The sequence below is a fragment of the Pseudonocardia sp. TMWB2A genome, assembly GCF_017312135.1.
The window spans coordinates 2,020,725-2,042,447 of the sequence record NZ_QKQY01000001.1 but is presented as its reverse complement, the minus strand read 5'-3'; the positions used below and the strand labels follow the sequence as shown (position 1 = coordinate 2,042,447).

Below are 21,723 nucleotides of genomic sequence, written 5' to 3'. Positions count from 1 at the left end.
TCACCAATCAAAAATGGCGCAAATATTGATAAGCCTTGCTTATCAGTCTTATAGCGCGGCAATCGCGTCGACGAGCGGACGCACCGCGTCTGCGCCTTGGTCCCAGCTTGTGACCAGCCGCGCCGCGCCTTCTCCCCAATCATAAAAGTCAAAGCCTTGGGCGCGCAAATGGGCGGCTTCTTCAGCGGTGAGGCGGAGGAAAATTTCATTGGCCTCGACCGGATAGAGCAAGCGGTCGCCCGCTGCGGTTGCAATGAGGGCGGCGCTCGCATTGGCGGTGCGGGCATTGTCGCGCCAAAGATCGCCCGCGATCATCGCGAGCAATTGGGCTGCCAAAAACCGCCCCTTGGATTGCAAATGGCCCGACCGTTTGCGCAATTGCGGCGCAAAGCCTGCATCTTCGCCGAAGAACAAGATGGCTTCCGCGCCCATGCCGCCATTTTTGATGCAGCCGAACGACAGCGCATCCACGCCCGCGCGCCATGTGAGGTCAGCGGGCGATGCGCCGTCGCTTACGTGACTTACGACCGCATTGGCAAAGCGCGCGCCGTCCATATGGAGTTTAAGCCCGTGGGCGCGGGCGATGTCACCGATGGCGGCAACCTCGTCGGCGCGCCACACCAGCCCATATTCGCTCGCATTGGTGATCGAGATGGCGGCGGGCTGGACCTGATGCACATCGTTGCGGATGCCCGCAAGCCGCGCTTCCAACGCGCCCGCGTCGATTTTTGCGCCTTCACCGGGAAGCAGCATCAGCTTGGCCCCGCCCGAAAATAGCGCGGGCGCGCCGCACTCGTCGACCTCGATATGCGCTTCTTCATGGCACAAAATGGCGCGGTGTGCCGGTGCAAATTGGGCGAGCGCGATGCAATTCGCCGCCGTCCCGCTCGCGACCCACAGCGTCGTCACCCGCGTTTCAAACAGGTCCGAAAAGGCCGCGTCCAGTTTCTGCGACAGCGCATCGCCATCATAGGCCGTGTCCTGATGATTGGCGGCAATCACCGCCTCCATCACCTTGGGGTGGACGGGCGCGGCATTGTCGGAAAAGAAACGCATGGATTTATCCCCCTTCGCGGGGACACGGTGGCTTACCGGTCCCGCTTGGCCAGCAATTTCAACCGCAGCGCATTCAATTTGATAAAGCCCGCCGCATCCTTCTGGTCATAGGCGCCGGCATCATCTTCAAACGTCACATGGCGTTCGGAATAGAGGCTGTTGGGCGACTTACGTCCGACCACCGAGGCGTTGCCCTTATAGAGCTTCAACCGCACCGTGCCGCTGACCTTTTCCTGACTTACGTCGATGGCGGCCTGCAACATTTCGCGTTCGGGCGAATACCAGAAGCCGTTATAGATAAGCTCGGCATATTTGGGCATCAGCTCATCCTTGAGATGGGCAGCCCCACGGTCGAGCGTAATCTGTTCGATACCGCGATGCGCGCGCGCATAAATTTCACCGCCGGGCGTTTCATACATGCCGCGCGACTTCATGCCGACGAAGCGGTTTTCAACGAGGTCGAGGCGGCCAATGCCATGCTTGCGGCCCAACTCGTTCAACGCTTCAAGCAAGGTGGCGGGCGACATTGTTTCGCCATTCAACGCCGTGCCATCGCCCTTTTCAAAGTCGATGGTGATATATTCGGGCGTATCGGGCGCCTCTTCGGGATTGACCGTGCGCGAATAAACATAATCCGGGGTTTCCTCCCACGGGTCTTCCAAGACTTTGCCTTCCGAAGAGGTGTGCAGCATATTCGCATCGGTCGAAAAAGGCGATTCCCCGCGCTTGTCCTTGGGCACCGGAATCTGGTTCTTTTCGGCATAATCAAGAAGGGCTGTACGGCTGGTCAAATCCCAATCGCGCCAAGGCGCAATCACCTTGATGTCGGGATTGAGCGCATAGGCCGACAGTTCGAAACGCACCTGGTCATTGCCCTTGCCGGTCGCGCCATGCGCCACAGCATCCGCGCCGGTTTCCTTGGCAATTTCGACCAAACGCTTGGAAATAAGCGGGCGCGCAATCGAGGTGCCGAGCAGATAATCGCCTTCATAACGCGCATTGGCGCGCATCATCGGGAAGACGAAATCGCGGACAAATTCTTCGCGCAAATCGTCGATATAAATATGTTCGGGCTTTACGCCCATCAGTTCGGCCTTGGCGCGCGCAGGCTCCAATTCCTCACCCTGTCCCAAGTCGGCGGTGAAGGTCACGACTTCGCAATTATAGGTATTTTGCAACCATTTCAGGATGACGCTCGTATCGAGCCCGCCCGAATAAGCCAAAACAATACGCTTGATCTCGTCTGCCATCTGCACTTTCCTTGGAGAAACAGGGGAAAAAATTTATCGAGTCGCCCCTATGCCGACTGGGCCGATGTTGCAACCGCGAAGGGGAGAAGATGACCGAAACCAAGACAAGAGCGACCGAAATCGACCCGCGCGATTATATCGGCGCGATAACGGATGCTACGAAACGCACAGACGCACAAACATTGCTTACGCTCTATGAGCGGGTCACGGGCGCACCCGCGACCATGTGGGGACCGTCGATGATCGGCTTCGGTTCTTATGACTATGTCTATGACAGCGGCCATAAAGGCACCGCGATGCGGGGCGGTTTTGCGCCGCGCAAAGGCAATATTGTGCTTTATGTGCTGGATTATCAGCAACCCGGCCAAGACGAACCGCTCCTTGCGCGCTTGGGCAAACATAAGGTCGGAAAATCCTGCCTCTACATCAACAAGCTGGCCGACGTTGATATGGAGATTGTGGAACAATTGGTGCGCAAAAGCTGGGAGACAATGAACGCGCGTTATCCGGGATAATATTCCGGTATCAGCCTGCGCCATCCGGCATCGGCCCTTACCCTCCGTTCGCCCTGAGTAGCAGCGAAGCTGCGTATCGAAGGGTGTTTGCGCAAGCCGGCGCTTCGATACGGCTCTAACGAGCCTACTCAGCACGAACGGATTATTTATAGTCCGGAATAATCCAAACCCTTCAGCGTCGTCAGAACCCATTAGTTAACCCGCACCCCTCAACCCAATCCATACCCCTCTGCGCCTCTCCAATCTCTGCGCCTCTGCGCGAACCCCTTTCTCGCCGCCAAGACACGTAAAATCGCCGCCCCTAAACCCCCGCCGTTACAAGGTAACCTTATATCATGGGTGGACAAAAGGACGGTTTTGGCTAGGGTGCCCGCCATCACGTCCGCTAATCAAGCAGGACGGTCCCCAGGAGATATTGGTCCCATGATGAAGCAAATTTTATACGCCACCACCGCCGCTGCGCTTGCATTGGCGTCCACCGCCGCGCGTGCGGATGAAGGGATGTGGACGTTCGACAACTTCCCTGCTGAAAAAATGCGCAAAGATTATGGCTGGGCGCCCGACCAAGCCTGGCTCGACAATGTGCGCGGCGCGGCGGTGCGTTTGACCGGCGGCTGTTCGGCAAGCTTTGTGTCCTCGACCGGCCTTGTGCTCACCAACCATCACTGTGTGGTAAGCTGTTTGCAGGACCTGTCGACCGGCGATAGCGATCTTGTCGCGAACGGCTTTAACGCCCAAGGCGACCGCGCGCGCGAACGCGCTTGCCCCGGCCAACAGGCCGAGGTTGTGACCGCGATCACCGACGTTACCAAGGATGTAAAAGCCGCCTTTGCAGGTCTCAGCGGTGAAGCGCTTATCAAGGCGCGCGACGCGCAAATTGCCAAGATCGAGCAGGAAAATTGCACCGACCGCGACAAGACGCGCTGTCAGGTCGTGACGCTCTATGGCGGCGGCGAATATAAGCTTTATAATTACCGCAAATATAGCGATGTCCGCATCGTGTGGGCGCCCGAATTTGCGGCGGCTTTCTTTGGCGGCGACCTCGATAATTTCAACTTCCCGCGCTATGCGATGGATGCCGCGTTCCTGCGCGCTTATGAAAATGGCAAGCCGGTCGCGACCCCTGCGCATCTTAAATGGGACGCCCGCGCGCCCAAGGATGGCGAAGCGACTTTTGTGGTCGGCAATCCCGGCTCCACCTCGCGCCTTTACACCACCGACCAGATTGCGTTCGAACGCGAAGTGCGCCTGCCCGTCACGCTCACCACGATGAGCGAATTGCGCGGGCGGCTCATCACCGCGATGGAGCAAAGCCCCGAGAAAAAGCGCGAGGGCGGCGATACTTTGTTCGGCATCGAAAACAGCCTTAAAGTCTATATCGGTCGGTCGAAGGCGCTGAATGACGCGACCTTCCTCAAAACGCTCGCTGACAATGAAGCGGCGTTGAAGGCCAAGAGCGCCGGAAAGCTGGGCGATCCGTGGGGCGATATCGCCGCCGCAATGGGCAAATATCGCGACAATTATATGGCGGTGCGCTTCTCCAGCCCGTCGAGCGACCTTTACAGCTATGCCAAGACGCTGGTGCGCGCCGCCGAAGAGCGGACCAAGCCGAACAGCGAAAGGCTGCGCGGCTTTACCGACAGCGCGCTGCCGTTGACGCAAAAGACATTGCTTGATGCGAAGCCGGTTTATCCTTGGCTTGAAGAACTGACCTTGGAATGGTCGCTGTCCAAAGCGCGTGAATATCTGGGCGCCGACAATAGCCAGACGCAACTTATGCTCGGCAAGGAAAGCCCCGAAGGCTTGGCCAAGCGGCTGGTGACCGGCACCAAGCTCGCCGACCCTGCTTTCCGCAAGCAGCTTTGGGAAGGCGGCGCGGCGGCCATCAAGGCATCGGATGACCCGATGATCCAATATGCGCTGAAGCTCGACAAGATGGACCGCGATTTGACCAAGCTTATCGACGAGCAGGTCAATGGCCCCGCAACGGCAGCGGGCGCAAAGCTGTCCGACGCGCGCTTTGCCGCTTATGGGTCGACCCAATATCCCGACGCGACCTTCACCCTGCGCATCAGTTACGGCAAGGTCGAAGGCTGGAAGGAAAATGGCCAGATGGTCCCGACCACCACCAAAATGGGCGGCACCTTCACGCGCGCGACCGGCAATGAGCCGTTCGCGGTCGCCAAGGCGTTCGCGGCCAATGAAGCCAAAATCAACAAGAACCGCGTCTATGATTTTGTCACCACCAACGACATTATCGGCGGCAATTCCGGCTCCCCGGTCATCGACCGCAACGGCCGCGTGATCGGCACCGCATTCGACGGCAATATCCACTCGCTCGGCGGCAATTACGGCTATCAGGGCGAAGTGAACCGCACGGTCGCGGTATCAACCGACGCGATTCAGGAAGCGTTGACCAGCATCTATCCGGCCCCGGCGCTGGTGGCGGAACTGGCCGGTAAGGGTAAGAAATAAGCCTCAATCGGCTTTGAAAGCCGAGGTTATGACAAAGGCGGGCGGGACAGCAATGCTCCGCCCGTTTTTTGTGGGTCCGTTATTTTCCCACCCCGTATTTTTCTACCCCGCATTTTACCACATACGTCATCCCCGACTTGATCGGGGATCCATCTCCCGCCCCCGCCGAAAACCGGACGGTCAGGAGATGGACTCCCGCTTTCGCGGGAGTGACGAGGCTTTTTGGCCTCTGCCCGATTTTACAAATTCACATAGTTCACACCCAAACGCAGTTTATTTTCACAAGCGTGTGGTCGGTCACGCCGCAGGCCGTCCCTTCCACATATTCAGAAATCGACTGTGGCGGCATCTGGATTGTGTAGGACAGCGGGAAATATAGGGTGTGACTTCTTCTCCCTTGATGGGAGAAGGATACGTAGTCTTGGCGACGAAGGAGCCTAGACGTAGTTGGATGAGGGTGTGCTCTCCACCAAACACCGTGCCAGACGGAGAGAACACCCTCATCCAGCTTCGCCTAAACTCAACTTCGTTTCGTTAAGGCTCCACATCCTTCCCCCATCAAGGGGGAAGGATTAACCGATTCACCCCATCGCGCGATACTTCAATTCCGCCTCGGCGATATAGTCGCGCGTTAGCGGAAGCGCGTCGCGGCTGCGGGCGAATTGATATTGGTAATTGACCATGCCGCCGCTTTCGAACGCCGCCGTCGCGCCTGCAAGGTAGAAGGTCCACATCCGGTAAAAACGCTCGTCATAGAGCGCGACAATCGCGTCCTTGTTCGCGACGCAGCGTTTATACCATTCGCGCAGCGTAAACGCATAATGGCGGCGCAGCGTTTCAAGGTCGGTCATGATCAGCCGGTTGGGTTCGGACGCGGCCAAGGTTTCCGACACCGACGGGCTATAACCGCCGGGGAAGATATATTTGCGCGTCCAAGCGTCCGTCGTCCCCGGAGGATTGATGCGGCCAATGGTGTGGAGCAGCATCACGCCGTCTTCGGTCAGTAAATTATGGCATTGGCGGAAAAATTCATTGTAATTGGCAGGGCCGACATGTTCGAACATGCCCACGGATACGATGCGGTCAAATTTGCCCTGAACGTCGCGATAGTCGATCAGTTCAAATTTCACCTTGTCGGCAACGCCCGCTTTTTCCGCCCGCTCGCGCGCGACTTTAAGCTGTTCTTCGGACAGGGTGACGCCGAGCACCTCGACACCCGCGACGCGGTGCAAATAGAGCGCCATCCCGCCCCAGCCGCAGCCGATATCCAGCACCCGCTGCCCCGGCTTCAGCGCCAGTTTGGCGGCAATATGCGCTTTCTTGTCGCGCTGCGCTTCTTCCAGAGTTTCGTCTTGCGGATGCGTCCAATAAGCACAACTATATTGGCGGTCGGCGTCGAGGAACAGGTCGTAAAGCCGGTCGCTTAGATCATAATGATGCGCGACATTGGCTTTGGCGGCGGCGTGGCGGTTGATGCGGTTGACGCGCCCGACCACGGCCTTGCCGAGCTTTTTGAGCGGGCCGTCATCTTCCAGCTCCTTATTTTTTTCCCACGGATTATTGGCGCGGATGAAGGTGACGAATTCCATAATATCGCCGCCTTCAATGGTGAAGCGCCCGTCCATATAGGCTTCGCCCGCGCCTAGCCGCGGGTTGCGCGCGATGAAATTTGAGACTTTATCATCCCCAAGGCGCAAGATGAGGTCGGGCCAGCCGGGTTCGGCCTTGCCATAGACATGGGATTTGCCGGACGGTTCGATCACCGTCAGCGTCCCGTGCTGGACCAGTCGCTTCAACGCCTTGTCCATCAACCACATAAGCGCCTCCTTGGATTATGCCCCTGTCCCGATATGCTTTGGCACAGTGGGACAGGAAAGGGCAAGGCGCGCACCAGCCGCGTATCACATTTCGGCGGCTTCAATCCCTTTGGCTTCGAACAAGGCGCGGAAGCGGTTGCGTAGCGCGACCTTGTCGATCTTTTCGGTGCCGAGGCGCGGGAGCGCGGTTTCGGAAATCCAGATATGCTGCGGCACTTTGAATGCGGCGACATGGCTTTTGAGGAAGTCGCATAATTCCTCGCTGGTCATATGCGTGTCGGGATGGAAGTGGACGACCGCGCCCGGAATTTCGCCAAGCCGCTCGTCGGGAAGCCCGAATACCGCACATTCGGCGACATCGGGATGCGCATAAATCGCCGCTTCCACTTCCTGACAGCTTATATTTTCGCCGCCGCGGATGATGATGTCTTTCTTGCGGTCGACGATGAACAAATAGCCGTCTTCATCGACATAGCCCAAATCGCCGGTGCGGAAATAACGGTCCTTGGTGAAAGCTGCGTCGGTCGCTTCCTGATTATTCCAATAGCCTTCGAAATTGGCAATCGAGCGGATGCACACTTCGCCGACCGATCCTTGCGCGACCTCGTTGCCCGCTTCGTCCATGATGCGCAGATCAACCAGCGGCTTGGTGGCGGGGCCGGTGCTGGTCGGTTTGGCGAGATAATTTTCATTGATATTACCGCAACCGATCGCGTTGGTTTCGGTGAGACCATAGCCGAGCAACGGCTGGCCTCCGCCCATCCCTTCGGACAATTTCTTGACATGTTCGGGGGGACGCGGCGCCCCGCCAGCGGCAAAGCTGGTGCAGCTCGACAGGTCATAATTGCCGCGATTGGGGTGGACCAGCATTTCATAGCTCATCAACGGCACACCGACAAAATAGGTGACTTTTTCTGCCTCGATAAGCCGCATCGCTTCTTCGGCATCCCATTTGGGCATCATCACCAGCTTGCGGCCCATCGCAAAGCTTTGCAGCATGACGGGGATTTCGGCGGTGACGTGGAATAACGGCACATTGAGCAAGGTCGAAGGCTGGCCGGTCGGGGCCTGACCCGCCTTGGTCAAAATGGTGAGGACCGAAAGCGTTTGCACCAGATAGTTGAAAATCCCCTGAGTCACCGCGCGATGGGTGGACCAAGCGCCCTTTGACTGGCCGGTCGAACCGGAGGTGAACAGGATGGTCGCCAGATCATCGCCCAAAATCATCGGCAGCGAGGAATCGACGCTACCGCCGCGTTCGGTGAGCGGGGCAATCGCTTTCATGATCGGCAGCGATACGTCGATGGTCACGACCTCCGCGCCATGATCGCTGCCGCTCGTCGCCAGACGCTGGGCGCGCGGCGAATCAGCCAGCACCAGCCTTGTTTCGGTGTCGGCTATGCCGTCGGCCAGTTCTTCGCCCTGCCACCAGCCATTGAGCAAGGTCGCGACCCCGCCCGCCATCACCACGCCCATATAGGTCACAATCCACGCAGGCGCATTGCGCATCGCGATGCCGACCCGCTCGCCGCGCTGGAGGCCGAAGCCGTCGACAAGCGCACCCGCAACCGCGCGCGCCGCGGTATAAGTGTCGGCAAAGCTTAAACGTTCATCGCCGTCGACCAGAAAAATCGCATCGCCATGCTGCGCACAAAAATGCGCAAAATAGAAAGGAAGCGACGGCGGAGCATTGGTGATAATCGGCACTTTATGGCCATGATAGTCGACCTCGCCGACCTCGATCTGGCCGCCCGGACCGGTGACAATCTGGTACGCTTCTTCAAGTTTGCGATCGAGCTCCGTCGCCATTGTTTCTACTCTCCTATTGGTTCTCGTGTTTCTTGACACTATGGAGGGGAAAATTCGAAGGGAAAAGCCTTGTTTCTGACATTCGCGAGTGCCGTCGCCAGTGCCGCTACGGAATATACCAATTTTGCCAATCTCGGTTTGGATCCGGTCGCGCTGCAACTGGGTCCGCTGTCGATCAAATGGTATAGTTTGGCCTATCTGGCGGGGATTTTCCTCGCTTATTGGCTGCTCCTCAAAATGATTGCACAGCCCGGTGCGCCGATGGCCCGGCGCCATGCCGACGACCTGTTATTCTATGGAATGTTGGGCGTCATATTGGGTGGCCGGTTGGGCTATGTGCTTTTTTATAATCCACAATATTATGCCTCCAATCCGGCGGAGATTGCCAAATTATGGGATGGCGGCATGTCGCTCCACGGCGGGGTCATCGGGGTTTTGCTCGGCATCCTGATTCTCGCGCGCAAAAACGGCCTCAGTTTCCTGCGAATCTGTGATTATGTCGCCTGCACCGTGCCGTTCGGTCTGTTTTTCGGCCGCCTCGCCAATTTTGTGAATGGCGAATTATGGGGCCGCCCGACCGATGTGCCTTGGGCGATTATCTTCCCCACCTCCGGCACCAATGACCCGCGCCACCCCAGCCAGCTTTATGAAGCGGGGATGGAGGGCATCATCCTGTTCCTCATCATGAGCTTTCTGTTCTGGAAAACCGGTGCGCGCAACAAGCCGGGGCTGCTCGTGGGCGTCGCTGCGGTCTGGTATGGCATTTCGCGCTTCACTATCGAAAATTTCCGCGAGCCGGACGCGCATCTCGGCACCATGTCCTGGGGGCTGACCATGGGGCAGACCCTGACCGTGCCGATGCTGCTCATCGGCATCTGGCTGATCTTCACCGCGTCGCGGCGCAAGCCGATCAATGTGGCACCAGAGGGCGATAGCACGGGGGGCGACAGCGCTGGGGGAGAAAGCGCAGGCAGGCGTGCTTGAACGCCAAGCGCTGGCCCGCAAACTATTACGGCTGATTGACGCGACCGGCCCGATTTCGATTGCCGCTTTCATGGCCGAAGCCAATGGCCATTATTATGCGACCCGCGACCCGTTCGGTGCGGCGGGCGATTTCATCACCGCGCCCGAAATCAGCCAGATGTTCGGCGAGCTTATCGGCCTGTGGTGCGCGGATTTATGGCTGCGCGCGGGCAAGCCTGATCCCGTCCATTATGTCGAACTCGGCCCCGGACGCGGCACGCTCGCCAAGGATGCGTTGCGCGCGATGCAGCAGGTGGGGCTCAGCCCTTCGGTCCATTTTGTCGAAATGAGCCCGGTGCTGCGCGGGCTACAGGCCGAAGCGGTGGCGGATGCGACCTTTCATAATGATGTGGCGAGCCTGCCCTCCTCCGGCGCGCTGCTCCTCATCGCCAATGAATTTTTCGATGCGCTTCCCGTGCGCCAGTTGGTGATGACCGGACAGGGCTGGCGCGAACGGATGGTGGCCGAACAGGAGCGCCATTTCCTCCCCGTTGCGGGGCAAATCCCGATGGATGCCGCCGTGCCAGCGGACCTTAGACGCGCGGCGGTCGGCACTATTTTGGAAACCTGCCCCTCGGCGAGCGCGATCATGCACGACCTTGCCGCACGGCTGGCGGTGCAGGGCGGCGCGATGCTGACCATCGACTATGGCTATGAAGGGCCACAGGCGGGCGACACGTTGCAGGCGCTCTACCGGCATAAAATGGTGTCGCCGTTCGACAATGTCGGCGAGCAGGATTTAACCGCCCATGTCGATTTTTCGGCGCTTGCCGATGCGGCCAGAAGCGGCGGGGTGCAGGTGGCAGGACCGGTCGAACAGGGCGCATGGCTCAAGACACTCGGCCTTGAAGCGCGCGCGCAAAAGCTGATCGCGGCACGGCCCGATCAGGCCGACACGATCAACGGCCAAGTGGCGCGGCTGGCTGGCGGCGACCAGATGGGCCGCCTGTTCAAAATCCTTGCAGGCTATGCTCCGCGTTGGCCCGCCCCCGAAGGCTTTGGCTTATGACTATCCAGTTTGAAGCGCCGCTGATGGCCGATGCGACGGCCATTTCCACGCTGGCCGAAACCACGTTCACCAAGACCTTCGCGCATCTTTATCCGCCGGAGGATTTGCAAAGCTTCCTCGCCACATGGATGCCGCCCGCCAAGGTCGCCGCGCAAATCGAAAGTCCCGATTGGACGTTCCGCATCGCGCGGGGCGGTGATGGCAGTCTGCTCGGCTATATCAAGCTCGGTCCGGTCGAATTCGATCTCCCCGACAGCGAACCCGATCCCGCCGACGCGACCGAATTGCACCAGCTTTATGTCGCCCCCGCCGCGCAAGGCAGCGGCGTTGCGGCATCGCTCATCGGCTGGGCGCTCGACCATGCGCGCGAACAGGGCAATCGCCGCATCTACCTATCGGTCTATATCGACAATCTGCGCGCACAGCGTTTTTATGCGCGCTATGGCTTTTACGAAGTCGGCAAGAATCCGTTCGAGGTCGGCAGCACGATTGACGATGACCGGATATGGAGATGCGATCTGTGAGCGAGGCCCTCACCCTTACCCGCGCGGCCGCTTTGGACGGGGTAGCGCATGGCTTTTTGGGGCGCACCGGCGGCGTATCGACCGGCGGCTTTGCGAGCCTCAATGCGCGGCTGGGGTCGGGCGAGGACCCGGCGACGATCGCGGAAAACCGGCGCATCGCGGGCGACGCGGTGCTGCCCGGCGCGGCGCTCGCCTCGCTCTATCAGGTCCACAGCAATATCTGTGTGACGGTCGAGCGCGGCAATGCCCCCGATGACCGCCCGCAAGCCGATGCGCTGGTGACCGCAACCCCGGGCCTGCTCCTCGGCATCCTCACCGCCGATTGCGTGCCGGTGCTGTTTGCCGACCGCGACGCCGGTGTGATCGGCGCGGCCCATGCCGGATGGAAGGGCGCGCTTGCAGGCGTCACCGACAGCACGCTTGCCGCCATGGAAAGCTTGGGCGCAGACCGTAGCCGTATCCGCTGCGCCATCGGCCCGTGCATCGCGCGCGCCAGTTACGAGGTTGACCAAGGCTTTTACGAACAGTTCATGGCGTCGGACGACGCCAATGACCGCTTCTTTTCCGCCGGAAAGCCGGGGCATCACCAGTTTGATGTCGAAGCCTATGTCGTCCATCGGCTGGCATTGGCAGGCGTGCGGGTGATCGAGGCGGCAGGCATCGACACCTATGCGAACGAGGACCGCTATTACAGCTACCGCCGCGCCTGCCATCGCGGCGAGGCCGATTATGGCTGCCAGATTGCGCTAATCGGGCTGGGATAAGTCCGGTTGGATAAGCCCGATGGGGATAAGCCCGGTTGGATAAGCTGGGTCGGGGCGAACGGCGGGTTGGAAACGCCGCCTGTCTCTACCGCAGCCTGTTGGCGGGAAAGGCTTAATTTTTAGGCGGGACCGGTGCGGGGGCAGGGGCGGTTTGTTGCTCCGCCTTGGCCTTTTGCCGTTCCTCTTCGGCGCGGACGCGCGCTTCGATGGCTTCGGCTTCGGCGTCGATTCTGTCGAGGCGCTTCTGGCGCTCTTCGGCGGTCAGCTTGGCCCAATCGACATTATCCTGTTGCCGTTTTTCGGCATAGGCGCGGTTGATAAGGTTGCGGGTGCAACCGGTAAAACCGCCCATCCCTGCGGGCGAGCAGCTATCGGTGCCGAAAGCGCCAGCCCGTTCCAGTGCGACCACACGGTTGGTCCAGGCCTGTTCGGACGGCTTGTTGGGATCGTTGCGGAACATTTCGGGGATGCGGTAGCGTTCGCCTTCGGGCATCCGCGCGCACACCACAATTTCTTCGTCATTCGCGCTTTGCGGGCAGGGGTCTTCGCCATAGACGATGACCTGGCTCACTTTGTCGCCTGCACTATCCTGCGCTGCGGCAGGGGTTACGCCCAGCGCCGCCAGTGCGGCAAGCGGGGACAGGAGGAGCGAACGGGAGAGAATCTGGTGCATGGCGCATCCTTAGCAATAATGACCCTGTCCGGGCAATGAACGAGCAGATTAATAACGACCGGATTAATAACGAAGCGCGCGGATAAAGGCTCCGCTCATATCCGTTTGGAAATTTCGATGGCCGCACGGCATCCGATGCGGATCAGCCCCGCAAGCAGCGGATAAGCGGGCGCGCGTTCGGCCCCTGCGGCGAGCGCATGGTCGCGATGCTCCAGCTCTTCGTCACGGAATTGCGCGATTTTTGCGGCAAGTTCGGGTTCGTGTGCGCCTAGCTCTTGCAATTGTTCCTGATAATGTTTGTCGATTTCGGTTTCGACCGCCGCGGTGCAGGCCATCGCCGCTTCCGGTCCCAGTGCCGCCGTGGTCGCGCCGAGCGCAAAGCCTGCGACATGCCAGAAAGGCTGGAGCGCGGTCGGGCGCACGCCGCGCTTGGCGACCTCGGCATTGAACCAGGCGAGATGCTCTTCTTCCTGCGCCAACATTCCGGCAATCGCGGCAGAGCCGGGCGCACGGTCGCCCATCACCGCGCGCTGCCCGGCATAGATGCGGGTTGCGCCAAATTCTCCGGCCTGATCGACACGCAGCATCGCGTGGAGCGCCTTGCGGCTGGGGGGCATCGAGCGTTTACGCGGCATAAACAGGGGCCTTGTTTTTCATAAGCAGCACGGCAATCCAGACCGCGCCTGCAACCGAAAAAATCGCGTTGAACCCGGCAAGCGAAATCCCCGCCAAGGTCCAAGGCGCTACATCACAGCGCACAAGTGGCGCGCTCATAATATCCTTCATAAAGTCCCCGCTGCTGCCCGCATTGGAGGTGCATTGGGTAAAGCCCTGCCACCACTGATATTCGACGCCCGCATGGAACAGGCCGATTGCACCGCTCACCGCTATCGCCAGCGCCGCCAGTGCAACGAGGAGGCGCGACACCGGCTGGTTGCGCACCAGCAAAGCGATCAGCCCCAAGGCCAGCGCCGCCATATGCGGCCAGCGTTGCCACATACACATTTCGCACGGGAACAGCCCGAACCAGCGCTGGGCGACCAAAGCCGCGCCGCCCCACAGCAAAGCGGGGATCGCTATTGCGGAAAAGAGCGCGGTGCGGCCCGCTTTATCTGCCATCACTGCCTGCATCGCTTTGCCCTTTTAGTATCGCGTCAATATTTATGGCGTCAGTTTTTCTTGGCCGGAGCCGCAGGCACAGGGGCCTTGGGCGTCGGCACTGCAGGCGCGGCGCCGCTGGTTGCCATTTTCGGCCCCGCCGCAATGCGCGTCAGCGTTTTGAGCGCATAATCAAGCTGGAAATCTTCGATGCCCTGCTTTTTAAGCTGCTCAGCGGTCATGTTGAAGCGCGGATCTTCCTTGGTGTCGGATTCGAGCACACTATTATCCACCTTCTTTTCATTGATGAGGTGGCGCTGCAAATCGGCTTCGCGGAATTTCGGGCGGTTCTTATAATCGGGGTCCGAAATTTGCGGCACCTTCACATCGGGATCAATCCCGCCTTCCTGCACCGAACGGCCCGAGGGCGTGAAATAGCGCGCGGTAGTGAGGCGCAGCGCGGTGGTTTCGGTAAGCGGCAACACGGTCTGGACCGATCCTTTGCCGAAACTACGCTCGCCCATGATGAGCGCGCGATGCTGGTCCTGCAATGCGCCCGCGACAATTTCCGATGCCGACGCCGATCCTGCATCAATGAGGACGATGATCGGGCGGCCCTCCGCCATATCGCCTGCGCGCGCATAATAGCGTTCGATATCATCGGCGCGGCGGCCGCGTTGCGACACGATCTCGCCCTTGTTGAGGAAAGTATCCGACACGCCAATCGCTTCGTCGAGCAAGCCGCCGGGGTTCGAACGCAGGTCGATAATATAGCCGGTCGGCTTGCGCCCGCCCAAACTTTTGTCGATGGCGGTCATCGCGCCGCGCAAATCGCGCGTCGTGGTTTCGGAGAAGCTCGCAATCGAGATGACCCCGATATTATTCTTCACTTCCCATTTGACCGGCTTGATGATGATGACCTCGCGGGTCAACGTCACATCAATCGGCTTGTCGCGGCCCGGACGCACGAGCGTCAGGCTGATTTTGGTGCCGGGCGTGCCGCGCATCTGGTCCACCGCTTCATCGAGCGAGGAGCCGAAGATAAGTTTGCCATCCAGATGGGTGATATAATCGCCCGCCTTGATGCCCGCGCGGTCCGCAGGAGTATCGGCGGTCGGCGCGATGACCTTGACCGCACCATCTTCCAACGTGACGCTAAGGCCAAGCCCGCCATATTCGCCTTCGGTCTGGGTGCGCAGCTGTTCAAAATCGCGCGCGTCGAGATAGCCCGAATGGGGGTCGAGGCTGGACAGCATCCCCGAAATCGCGCCGTCCATCAGCGTATTGGCATCAACCGGCTCGACATAATTGGCGCGCACTTCTTCGAATACTGCCATGAAGCGGGCAAATTCATTCTGCGTCTTGGCGTCCATCGCCGCAATTGCGCCGGTCGTCACAGGAATAAGCGCCAGCACGCTCGCCGCAACCGCGGTCCGTGCAAAGGCAAGGCTATTGGCACCGAATTTTTGAGCCATAAGATATTCAGTCCGTCCAATCGTGCAAGGCGGCTTGATATAGCGGCCTTCTCTTTCCTTCCCTATGATGGAAAGCGCGGCAAAACGCAAAGCGGATAACGCGGTTTCCCCAAGAGTCGGAACAAGATTTTTCATGGGGCTTGCAAGCTTAACGTCCGATGGCCGGAGCCTTGGGAGGCCTTGCGAGTCTCACTTGTTACTGCCCTTATATTTATCGGGAATCCGCGCCGGTTTTTCAACCTCTGCTTCGGGGTCGACGATTTTGGTGATGAGCTTGATGACGGTTCCGGCGAGCGACATCGCATTCAGCCCGCCTGTGCATTGGTTGGTCTGACCGACGACCGAACAGCCATAGGTGGACGGCGCATTGGCATTGGCGCGTGGAATATCGCCGCGCACCCGCTTTCCGGCCAAATCCTCGCGCTCGTCGGGGAGGGGCAGGCGATTGGGATCTTCCCCGCGCCGCCCGCACACGATAATCGCGCCATCCGCGTCCGCCTTGCCGCAATCTTCGCGCACGGTGAGCCCCATATTGCGCTTGGCCTGACGGATATAATCCTGCGCCATATCCGCCTCTGTTTGCGTGCCCGCATCTATGCCCGCATCCGCGCCCACATCCGTTATGCTTTGCGCATAGACCGGCCCCGCCGCCGCCAGCGCAAAAACCGTCCCCATAAGCATCGCTGCCCCCGCAACATCTCTCGACATTCGCGCCTCCCTCGCCTAACGGAGCGGCATCTTTTGAAATTCCCGCTATGCTGCCCGCCAGCATGAGCATTTCAACCAATGAGGATGGCCAAATTATGACTGCCACGCAAACCGCATCGAACAATCTTGACCGTGTGCTCGTGCTTGAAATGGTCCGTGTGACCGAAGCGGCGGCGATTGCTGCCTCCAAGCTTATCGGGCGCGGCGACGAAAAGGCCGCCGATGCGGCCGCCGTCGAAGCGATGCGCACCGCGTTCAACAATCTCTATATGGACGGCACGGTCGTCATTGGTGAAGGCGAGCGCGACGAAGCGCCGATGCTCTATATCGGCGAAAAGGTCGGCAATGCGCCGGGCAAAGGCCCGAAAATCGACATTGCGCTTGATCCGCTGGAAGGCACGACCATCACCGCCAAGGCCGGTCCCAATGCGCTCGCGGTGCTTGCCATTGCCGAAGAAGGCAATCTGCTGAACGCGCCCGATGTCTATATGGAAAAAATCGCGGTCGGCCCCGGCTATGACGAAGGCGTTATCGACCTCAACAAGAGCGTCAGCGATAATGTCAAATCGGTCGCCAAGGCCAAGGGCGTCGAACCGTCCGACATCATTGTGTGCGTTCTCGACCGTCCGCGCCACGAAGCGATTATCGACGAGTTGCGCAGCCTTGGCTGCGGCGTGATGCTGATTCCCGATGGCGACGTGGCGGGCGTGATTGCGGTCACCAACCCCGACACCACCATCGACCTTTATATGGGCACCGGCGGCGCACCCGAAGGCGTGCTGGCGGCGGCGGCGCTGCGCTGTGTCGGCGGCCAGTTCCAGGGACGTCTCGTATTCCGCAACGAAGATGAACGCGCCCGCGCCCGCAAATGGGGCGTCGAAGATCTCGACAAAATCTACAAGCTTGAAGAATTGGCCAAGGGCGACGTGATTTTCGCCGCCACCGGCGTCACCGATGGCTCGCTCCTCGAAGGCGTCAAGCGCCTGCGCGGCGGCACCATGACCACCGAAAGCGTCGTCATGCGCGCCTCGTCCGGCACCGTGCGCTGGGTCAAGGGCGAACATCGCGGCTAGGGTGAAGATCGCGGTTGGGGTGAAGATCGCGGCTAGGGTGAAGATCGCGGTTGGGGTGAAGATCGCGGCTGGGGCGAACATCGCGGCTGGGGCGAACATCGTAGCTAGGGCGCACCCTAAGCTGCTGCGGGATGCCCGATATCAAACCGTCATCCACTTTTCCCATATGTGTCAGGAAAACAGGCCGGAAAGATGGTGTCCCACCTCCCGGCCCATCCGGATAATTAGTTGATCGTCGTCTTGGGCGAGACGGTCAGGGTGCCGTTAAATTCGCACACCGGCGGGATAAAGGTGCCGACTGGAAAGGTCACGCTGGAAGGCGTGTCGTTTGTCGCGTTTACCCAATCGAGTACAAGATTGTTCACCGAACAGTTGCCCAGACGGGTTGCGATGGTGAGGCTTTGTACTTTGACTTTGGTCGGAGACACAGCATCAATCCGGACCGGAAAAACGATCGAATCTTCGCAAGCGAGCGGACCACCATTGATGTTGGTGCCAGTGTAAGAAGTCAAGGTGAAGCCGGTTGCATCGGCGGTACCCTGAAACACAACATGGCATTGGGTAGGATATTGCCCCCCAACAGCGATTGATTGAGCGTGCCTTCAACGCTGATAGCGCCGGTCGGCGAAACGGTCGGGGTCTGTGCCGAAACAGCGGTAGCGCCCGTCATCGCCACAGCAGCGGCAATCGCGAAAACAGCTTTAAAGATAATTTCCATTATATTAATCCTCACAATTAGATTGAAAAGAAAAATGCAAAGAATCCAAATACGACTCGATGCGATTCATTGTGTAACGGGCGAATGTTTCAATAGTGATATTGCGAACAATAATGATTATATGATAGATATGACAAAATATTCCACGCAAATTATGCGCAGAATATTTCGCCTGATATGAAAATTACTTTAGAATTTCTTCTTTGCGGACAAGCCTATAATACGAGGGTCGAGTGTAAATACATTGGTAAAATTGCCTAGCTCGTCCGGTCCTGTATAAGCGTCGGTAAGCGGGGTGTGGTTGAAGATGTTTTTCACATAGAGTTGAAGCGACACACCCGCATCGCGGCCCGACAGGGTCATCGCCATATTGGCATTGCTCCACCCTTTGAGCCGGTCATAATCACTATTATAGACGCGGGCGAAGCTGGAGGATTGGTGATAAAAATCGCCGCGCACGGTAAGGTCCCACCCTGTCCAAAGGGCAAAGCGTTGCTGCGCGCCGACATTGAAAGTCAGTTTCGGCGCATTGGGCAGGCTATGGCCACTCAGGTCAGCAGAAAAGCCGCGTCCCTGATTGGGGCCATCTTTGACCGGGTCATAGAGGAGGGAACCCCATTTATCTTTTGTAAATGTGCTGATCAGGGAGCCGGGAAGGAATCCGCCGCCAAAGGAAAGGGGGCCGGGGCAGAGCATCGAAATGAAAGCGCTGCCGATACCCTCGCGCTGGTCATATATAGACATAAACCGTCCGAGTACTTCATTCGGTACGACGCAATTTGCCGGACTGGTCGGCCAGGAATGGAGCAAGGTATAGTCGGTACGACCCTGAAGCCGGTCCATTACGTCAAGGGACGATTCTCCGTCGGCGAGCCGGGTCTTGAGCAGTCCTAGGGTCGCATCCAGACGGAAATTGCGGGTAGGCGCCCAAGCCGTTTCAAATTCGACGCCATAAATATTGGCGTTGAAATTTTCCGTATGGTTCATCCGGTCGATAAGCTGTGAAATCTGGTAGCCTTTATAATCATAGAAAAAGCCGGTGGCATTGAACATCAGCTTGCCGTTGGCGGCACTATTTTTTATCCCCACTTCAAAGGCGTTGACATATTCGGGCGCGAATTTGTCGCCAAGCAACGGATAATTAGAGATGGCGGGATTAGCGTCTGCGCCGACCGGATTGACGCCGCCCGCTTTATAACCGCGCGAATAAGAAGCATAAATCAAGCTATCGTCGGTGAAGGAAATATCCGGTTTCCAATCAACCGAAAAACGACCGGTAATTGCCGCCCATTTTTGGGTAACATCCGGGTCTTGTGGATAGCCTTTTCCGACTTTAGCGCCGCTCAATACATGGCTTGATGCAAGAAGCTGTGACGGAACAGGCGTGGTTATTTTGGTGTCATCGGTAAAACGGAGGCCCATCGTCATCCGCACCGTATCGGTCAATTTCATATAGGCTTCACCGAACGCAGACCAGGATTCTATCTTTGACGGGCTGAGTTTGCGGTAATAATTATGCCCCTTATTATCTAAAGAATCGATCGGGTTAGGATCGATGTGAATACAGGCATTCGGGTCAGGTTTGCTAAACCCAAGGTATTTATTACATTCTGCATTCCAAGCGGCTGCTCCGTTTTGTGCAATCGCAATAATTGTAAAGGCATTGCTGAAAACATAATAATTTTCTTCGGTTTTGAACCGGAGATAATTTGCGCCAAGATTGAAATTGAACGGCCCGTCAAAAGACGAGGTCATGCGTATTTCTTGCGAAAACTGGTTGCTTTTCGACTGGCTGATATCGACAGCGGCGAGACGATCCAACTCGCCCAATTGAGGGTCTTTGAATGTGCCATGCCCCGCAGGAGAAACGCCTAAATAAGCATCCCATGCGGCATTTACGACACGCGGTTTTCCTGAAATTTTGCCGATTTGGGCGCGGCTGTACATCAACCCCGGATCAGGGCTGAAACGGAAAAAATCCTGCGACCCGTAATAGCTATCCTCCATATAGAGGGACTGGGAATAAAAAGTGACCTGACCCGGAATATCATATTCCAGATTGAGCTGGAAAACGTCATTTTCGGCTTTGAATTTGGGATCATAGAAAGTCGCGATTTCGCGTAAATTGGCGGACTGCCTATTGCCCTTAACCGCAAACGGGTCAATATCGGTCGGCATAATATAATTGCCGTCATATCCGTTGCCCGGTGCGTTCCGGTCATTAAAGGGTGTGGCCAGAATAAGCCCGATCACCACCGGGAAACCGCGCCCGTTCGGAATGCCATAGGCATCGTCCGTATACAGGCTTTTATTCTGGCACCCGCTTGACAATAAAGCGGTCGTCCAACGGGTATGGACCGCGTTGCTGCGTTGGTTGCCGTCGGGGTCGGTCCAGTTGATGTGCGAAGGGGCTTCGCCGCGCGTACATAATTGTTTGCCGGTGCGTGAGCGGTTATCATCTTCGCGGAACCGTTCCCAGATGGCATGGGCTTTGAACCGGCTGGTCGGCTCCCACAATAAGGAACCACGGATCGAATAAAGGTCGCGCCCGTTGACGCGCTTTTCGGTGAATGTGTTATAATCAAACCCGTCGCGCTTGGTATAGGCGCCGGCAAAACGCAACGCCAATGTATCGCCTACGGGCAGGTTCACATAACCGCGCGCACGGCGGGTGTTGAAATTGCCGCCTTCAATCTGGAGGTCGCCCGACAGATCTTCAAGCTTGGGCAGGTTGGGCAGCATATTAACGACGCCCGCGGTCGCGTTGCGGCCATAAAGTGTGCCTTGCGGCCCGCGCAGCACCTCGACGCGCTGGACGTCGAAATATTCCTGCTCGAACAAGCGGTTGCGCAGCAAGGTCGTATTGTTGAAACTGATCGCAACGGCGGGGTCGGTCGTCACCGAAATCGCCTTGGTCCCGATGCCCCGGATCGAGAAATTATAGCCGGTGAAATTATCCTTGGAAAAGGACACGTTCGGAATGGCGCGCAGCAGTTCCGAACCGCCCTCGATTTTAAGATCGCTCAGCCTTTCTGCCGAAAAAGCGGAAACGGACACCGGCACGTCGATAATCTTTTCGGTGATGCGCCGCGCGGTCACAACAATGTCCCCGCTGACATCCCCCGTCGGCGCGCTCACCGGCGGTTTGGGCTGGGCCTTATCCTTTTGGGCCGCATCTTTCTGGATTGCCGCGCTATTATCCGGGGCCGTTTCTTGGGCAGCGACGGGCGCGGCGACAGGCAACAGCATGAAAAAAGCGGCACTTGCGTACAAATAAAACTTTGAACGGGCAAAATAATCAGTCGGTTCAGGTGTCACGTCTATCCCCTTTTTGATGGAAAAATCAGGATTTGGGGGGGATAGGCGGCAATGATTTCATCGTAATTACATTGTTGTTAAAATTAAACTACGTGTATGCGAAAGCCTTATGACAAAATTACGGAAATTTTCGAGGAGTCATCATTGTTAATAATAAGGGTAACATGGATAAAGACCGTAACTTCAATAAGAAGCTGCAATGACGTTACGGTTTTCGGTATTTTATGCGGCGGCGCCCTCGGTCAAACACGCTTCGCGCGACAGGGCGGCGAGCAGGGGTAGCGGCGGGCAATGCGCGACTCTGCGGCGCGCCGATCCCCGCCCCTACTTCCACCACCATGTTCCCCCGCGAAGGCGGGGGTCCAGTGTTGCCCAGCGCCTAGCTACCCTAGGCCCCCGCCTTCGCGGGGGAACAAGC

At 58.2% G+C, this 21,723-nt stretch carries 19 protein-coding genes; 7 read left to right on the top strand and 12 right to left on the bottom strand.

What is annotated here, in order from left to right:
* Positions 1 to 48 precede the first annotated feature (48 nt).
* Positions 49 to 1,056, bottom strand: coding sequence for a threonine aldolase family protein (locus tag DMP17_RS09520; protein ID WP_337828838.1), 1,008 nt, complete (start codon positions 1,054 to 1,056; stop codon positions 49 to 51).
* 32 nt (positions 1,057 to 1,088) lie between these two features.
* Positions 1,089 to 2,306: an argininosuccinate synthase gene (locus tag DMP17_RS09515; protein ID WP_337828837.1), complete on the bottom strand. Its 1,218-nt coding sequence runs from the start codon at positions 2,304 to 2,306 to the stop codon at positions 1,089 to 1,091.
* 89 nt (positions 2,307 to 2,395) lie between these two features.
* Here DMP17_RS09515 and DMP17_RS09510 point away from each other — a divergent pair, with 89 nt between their 5' ends.
* Positions 2,396 to 2,821, top strand: coding sequence for a DUF1801 domain-containing protein (locus DMP17_RS09510; protein WP_337828836.1), 426 nt, complete (start codon positions 2,396 to 2,398; stop codon positions 2,819 to 2,821).
* A gap of 423 nt (positions 2,822 to 3,244) precedes the next feature.
* Positions 3,245 to 5,296 carry a S46 family peptidase gene (locus DMP17_RS09505; RefSeq protein ID WP_337828835.1) on the top strand — a complete coding sequence of 684 codons (2,052 nt, stop codon included), beginning with the start codon at positions 3,245 to 3,247 and terminating at the stop codon, positions 5,294 to 5,296.
* Positions 5,297 to 5,877: 581 nt separating this feature from the next.
* On the opposite strand, the gene DMP17_RS09500 is transcribed toward DMP17_RS09505, so the two are convergent.
* Complete coding sequence (locus DMP17_RS09500) at positions 5,878 to 7,113, bottom strand: cyclopropane-fatty-acyl-phospholipid synthase family protein (protein WP_337828834.1); 1,236 nt, start codon at positions 7,111 to 7,113, stop codon at positions 5,878 to 5,880.
* Positions 7,114 to 7,197: 84 nt separating this feature from the next.
* Positions 7,198 to 8,922 (bottom strand): class I adenylate-forming enzyme family protein, encoded by a 1,725-nt coding sequence (locus tag DMP17_RS09495; protein ID WP_337828833.1) that lies wholly within the window; start codon positions 8,920 to 8,922, stop codon positions 7,198 to 7,200.
* A gap of 69 nt (positions 8,923 to 8,991) precedes the next feature.
* Here DMP17_RS09495 and lgt point away from each other — a divergent pair, with 69 nt between their 5' ends.
* From lgt to pgeF, 4 genes are read left to right on the top strand one after another with little or no spacing between them, the layout of a single operon-like run.
* Positions 8,992 to 9,906 carry a prolipoprotein diacylglyceryl transferase gene (gene lgt / locus DMP17_RS09490; protein ID WP_337828832.1) on the top strand — a complete coding sequence of 305 codons (915 nt, stop codon included), beginning with the start codon at positions 8,992 to 8,994 and terminating at the stop codon, positions 9,904 to 9,906.
* Positions 9,899 to 10,954, top strand: coding sequence for a class I SAM-dependent methyltransferase (locus DMP17_RS09485; RefSeq protein WP_337828831.1), 1,056 nt, complete (start codon positions 9,899 to 9,901; stop codon positions 10,952 to 10,954). The genes lgt and DMP17_RS09485 overlap by 8 nt, the downstream gene beginning before the upstream one ends.
* A complete protein-coding gene (locus tag DMP17_RS09480) occupies positions 10,951 to 11,478 on the top strand; it encodes a GNAT family N-acetyltransferase (protein ID WP_337828830.1) in 528 nt (175 codons plus the stop codon). The genes DMP17_RS09485 and DMP17_RS09480 overlap by 4 nt, the downstream gene beginning before the upstream one ends.
* Positions 11,475 to 12,242: a peptidoglycan editing factor PgeF gene (pgeF, locus tag DMP17_RS09475; protein WP_337828829.1), complete on the top strand. Its 768-nt coding sequence runs from the start codon at positions 11,475 to 11,477 to the stop codon at positions 12,240 to 12,242. The genes DMP17_RS09480 and pgeF overlap by 4 nt, the downstream gene beginning before the upstream one ends.
* Before the next feature lie 112 nt (positions 12,243 to 12,354).
* On the opposite strand, the gene DMP17_RS09470 is transcribed toward pgeF, so the two are convergent.
* The 5 genes from DMP17_RS09470 to DMP17_RS09450 all read right to left on the bottom strand — a co-directional run bounded on the left by DMP17_RS09470 (position 12,355) and on the right by DMP17_RS09450 (position 16,196).
* A complete protein-coding gene (locus DMP17_RS09470) occupies positions 12,355 to 12,915 on the bottom strand; it encodes a hypothetical protein (protein WP_337828828.1) in 561 nt (186 codons plus the stop codon).
* A 95-nt stretch (positions 12,916 to 13,010) separates the two neighbouring features.
* Positions 13,011 to 13,502 (bottom strand): demethoxyubiquinone hydroxylase family protein, encoded by a 492-nt coding sequence (locus DMP17_RS09465; RefSeq protein ID WP_337828827.1) that lies wholly within the window; start codon positions 13,500 to 13,502, stop codon positions 13,011 to 13,013.
* Between the two features lie 37 nt (positions 13,503 to 13,539).
* A complete protein-coding gene (locus DMP17_RS09460) occupies positions 13,540 to 14,046 on the bottom strand; it encodes a disulfide bond formation protein B (RefSeq protein WP_337828826.1) in 507 nt (168 codons plus the stop codon).
* A 38-nt stretch (positions 14,047 to 14,084) separates the two neighbouring features.
* Positions 14,085 to 15,488: a S41 family peptidase gene (locus DMP17_RS09455; protein WP_337828825.1), complete on the bottom strand. Its 1,404-nt coding sequence runs from the start codon at positions 15,486 to 15,488 to the stop codon at positions 14,085 to 14,087.
* A gap of 189 nt (positions 15,489 to 15,677) precedes the next feature.
* Positions 15,678 to 16,196, bottom strand: a complete 519-nt coding sequence (locus tag DMP17_RS09450) for a hypothetical protein (protein WP_337828824.1) — start codon at positions 16,194 to 16,196, stop codon at positions 15,678 to 15,680.
* 47 nt (positions 16,197 to 16,243) lie between these two features.
* Between DMP17_RS09450 and glpX the strand changes: the two genes are divergently transcribed.
* Complete coding sequence (gene glpX / locus DMP17_RS09445) at positions 16,244 to 17,269, top strand: class II fructose-bisphosphatase (protein ID WP_337828823.1); 1,026 nt, start codon at positions 16,244 to 16,246, stop codon at positions 17,267 to 17,269.
* 224 nt (positions 17,270 to 17,493) lie between these two features.
* Here glpX and DMP17_RS09440 read toward each other — a convergent pair whose 3' ends face one another.
* From DMP17_RS09440 to DMP17_RS09430, 3 genes are all read right to left on the bottom strand, one after another.
* On the bottom strand, positions 17,494 to 17,817 hold the full coding sequence (locus DMP17_RS09440; protein ID WP_337828822.1) for a hypothetical protein: 324 nt from the start codon (positions 17,815 to 17,817) through the stop codon (positions 17,494 to 17,496).
* Complete coding sequence (locus DMP17_RS09435; protein WP_337828821.1) at positions 17,778 to 17,987, bottom strand: hypothetical protein; 210 nt, start codon at positions 17,985 to 17,987, stop codon at positions 17,778 to 17,780. The genes DMP17_RS09440 and DMP17_RS09435 overlap by 40 nt, the downstream gene beginning before the upstream one ends.
* Before the next feature lie 189 nt (positions 17,988 to 18,176).
* Positions 18,177 to 21,305, bottom strand: coding sequence for a TonB-dependent receptor (locus tag DMP17_RS09430; protein WP_337828820.1), 3,129 nt, complete (start codon positions 21,303 to 21,305; stop codon positions 18,177 to 18,179).
* Positions 21,306 to 21,723 lie beyond the last annotated feature (418 nt).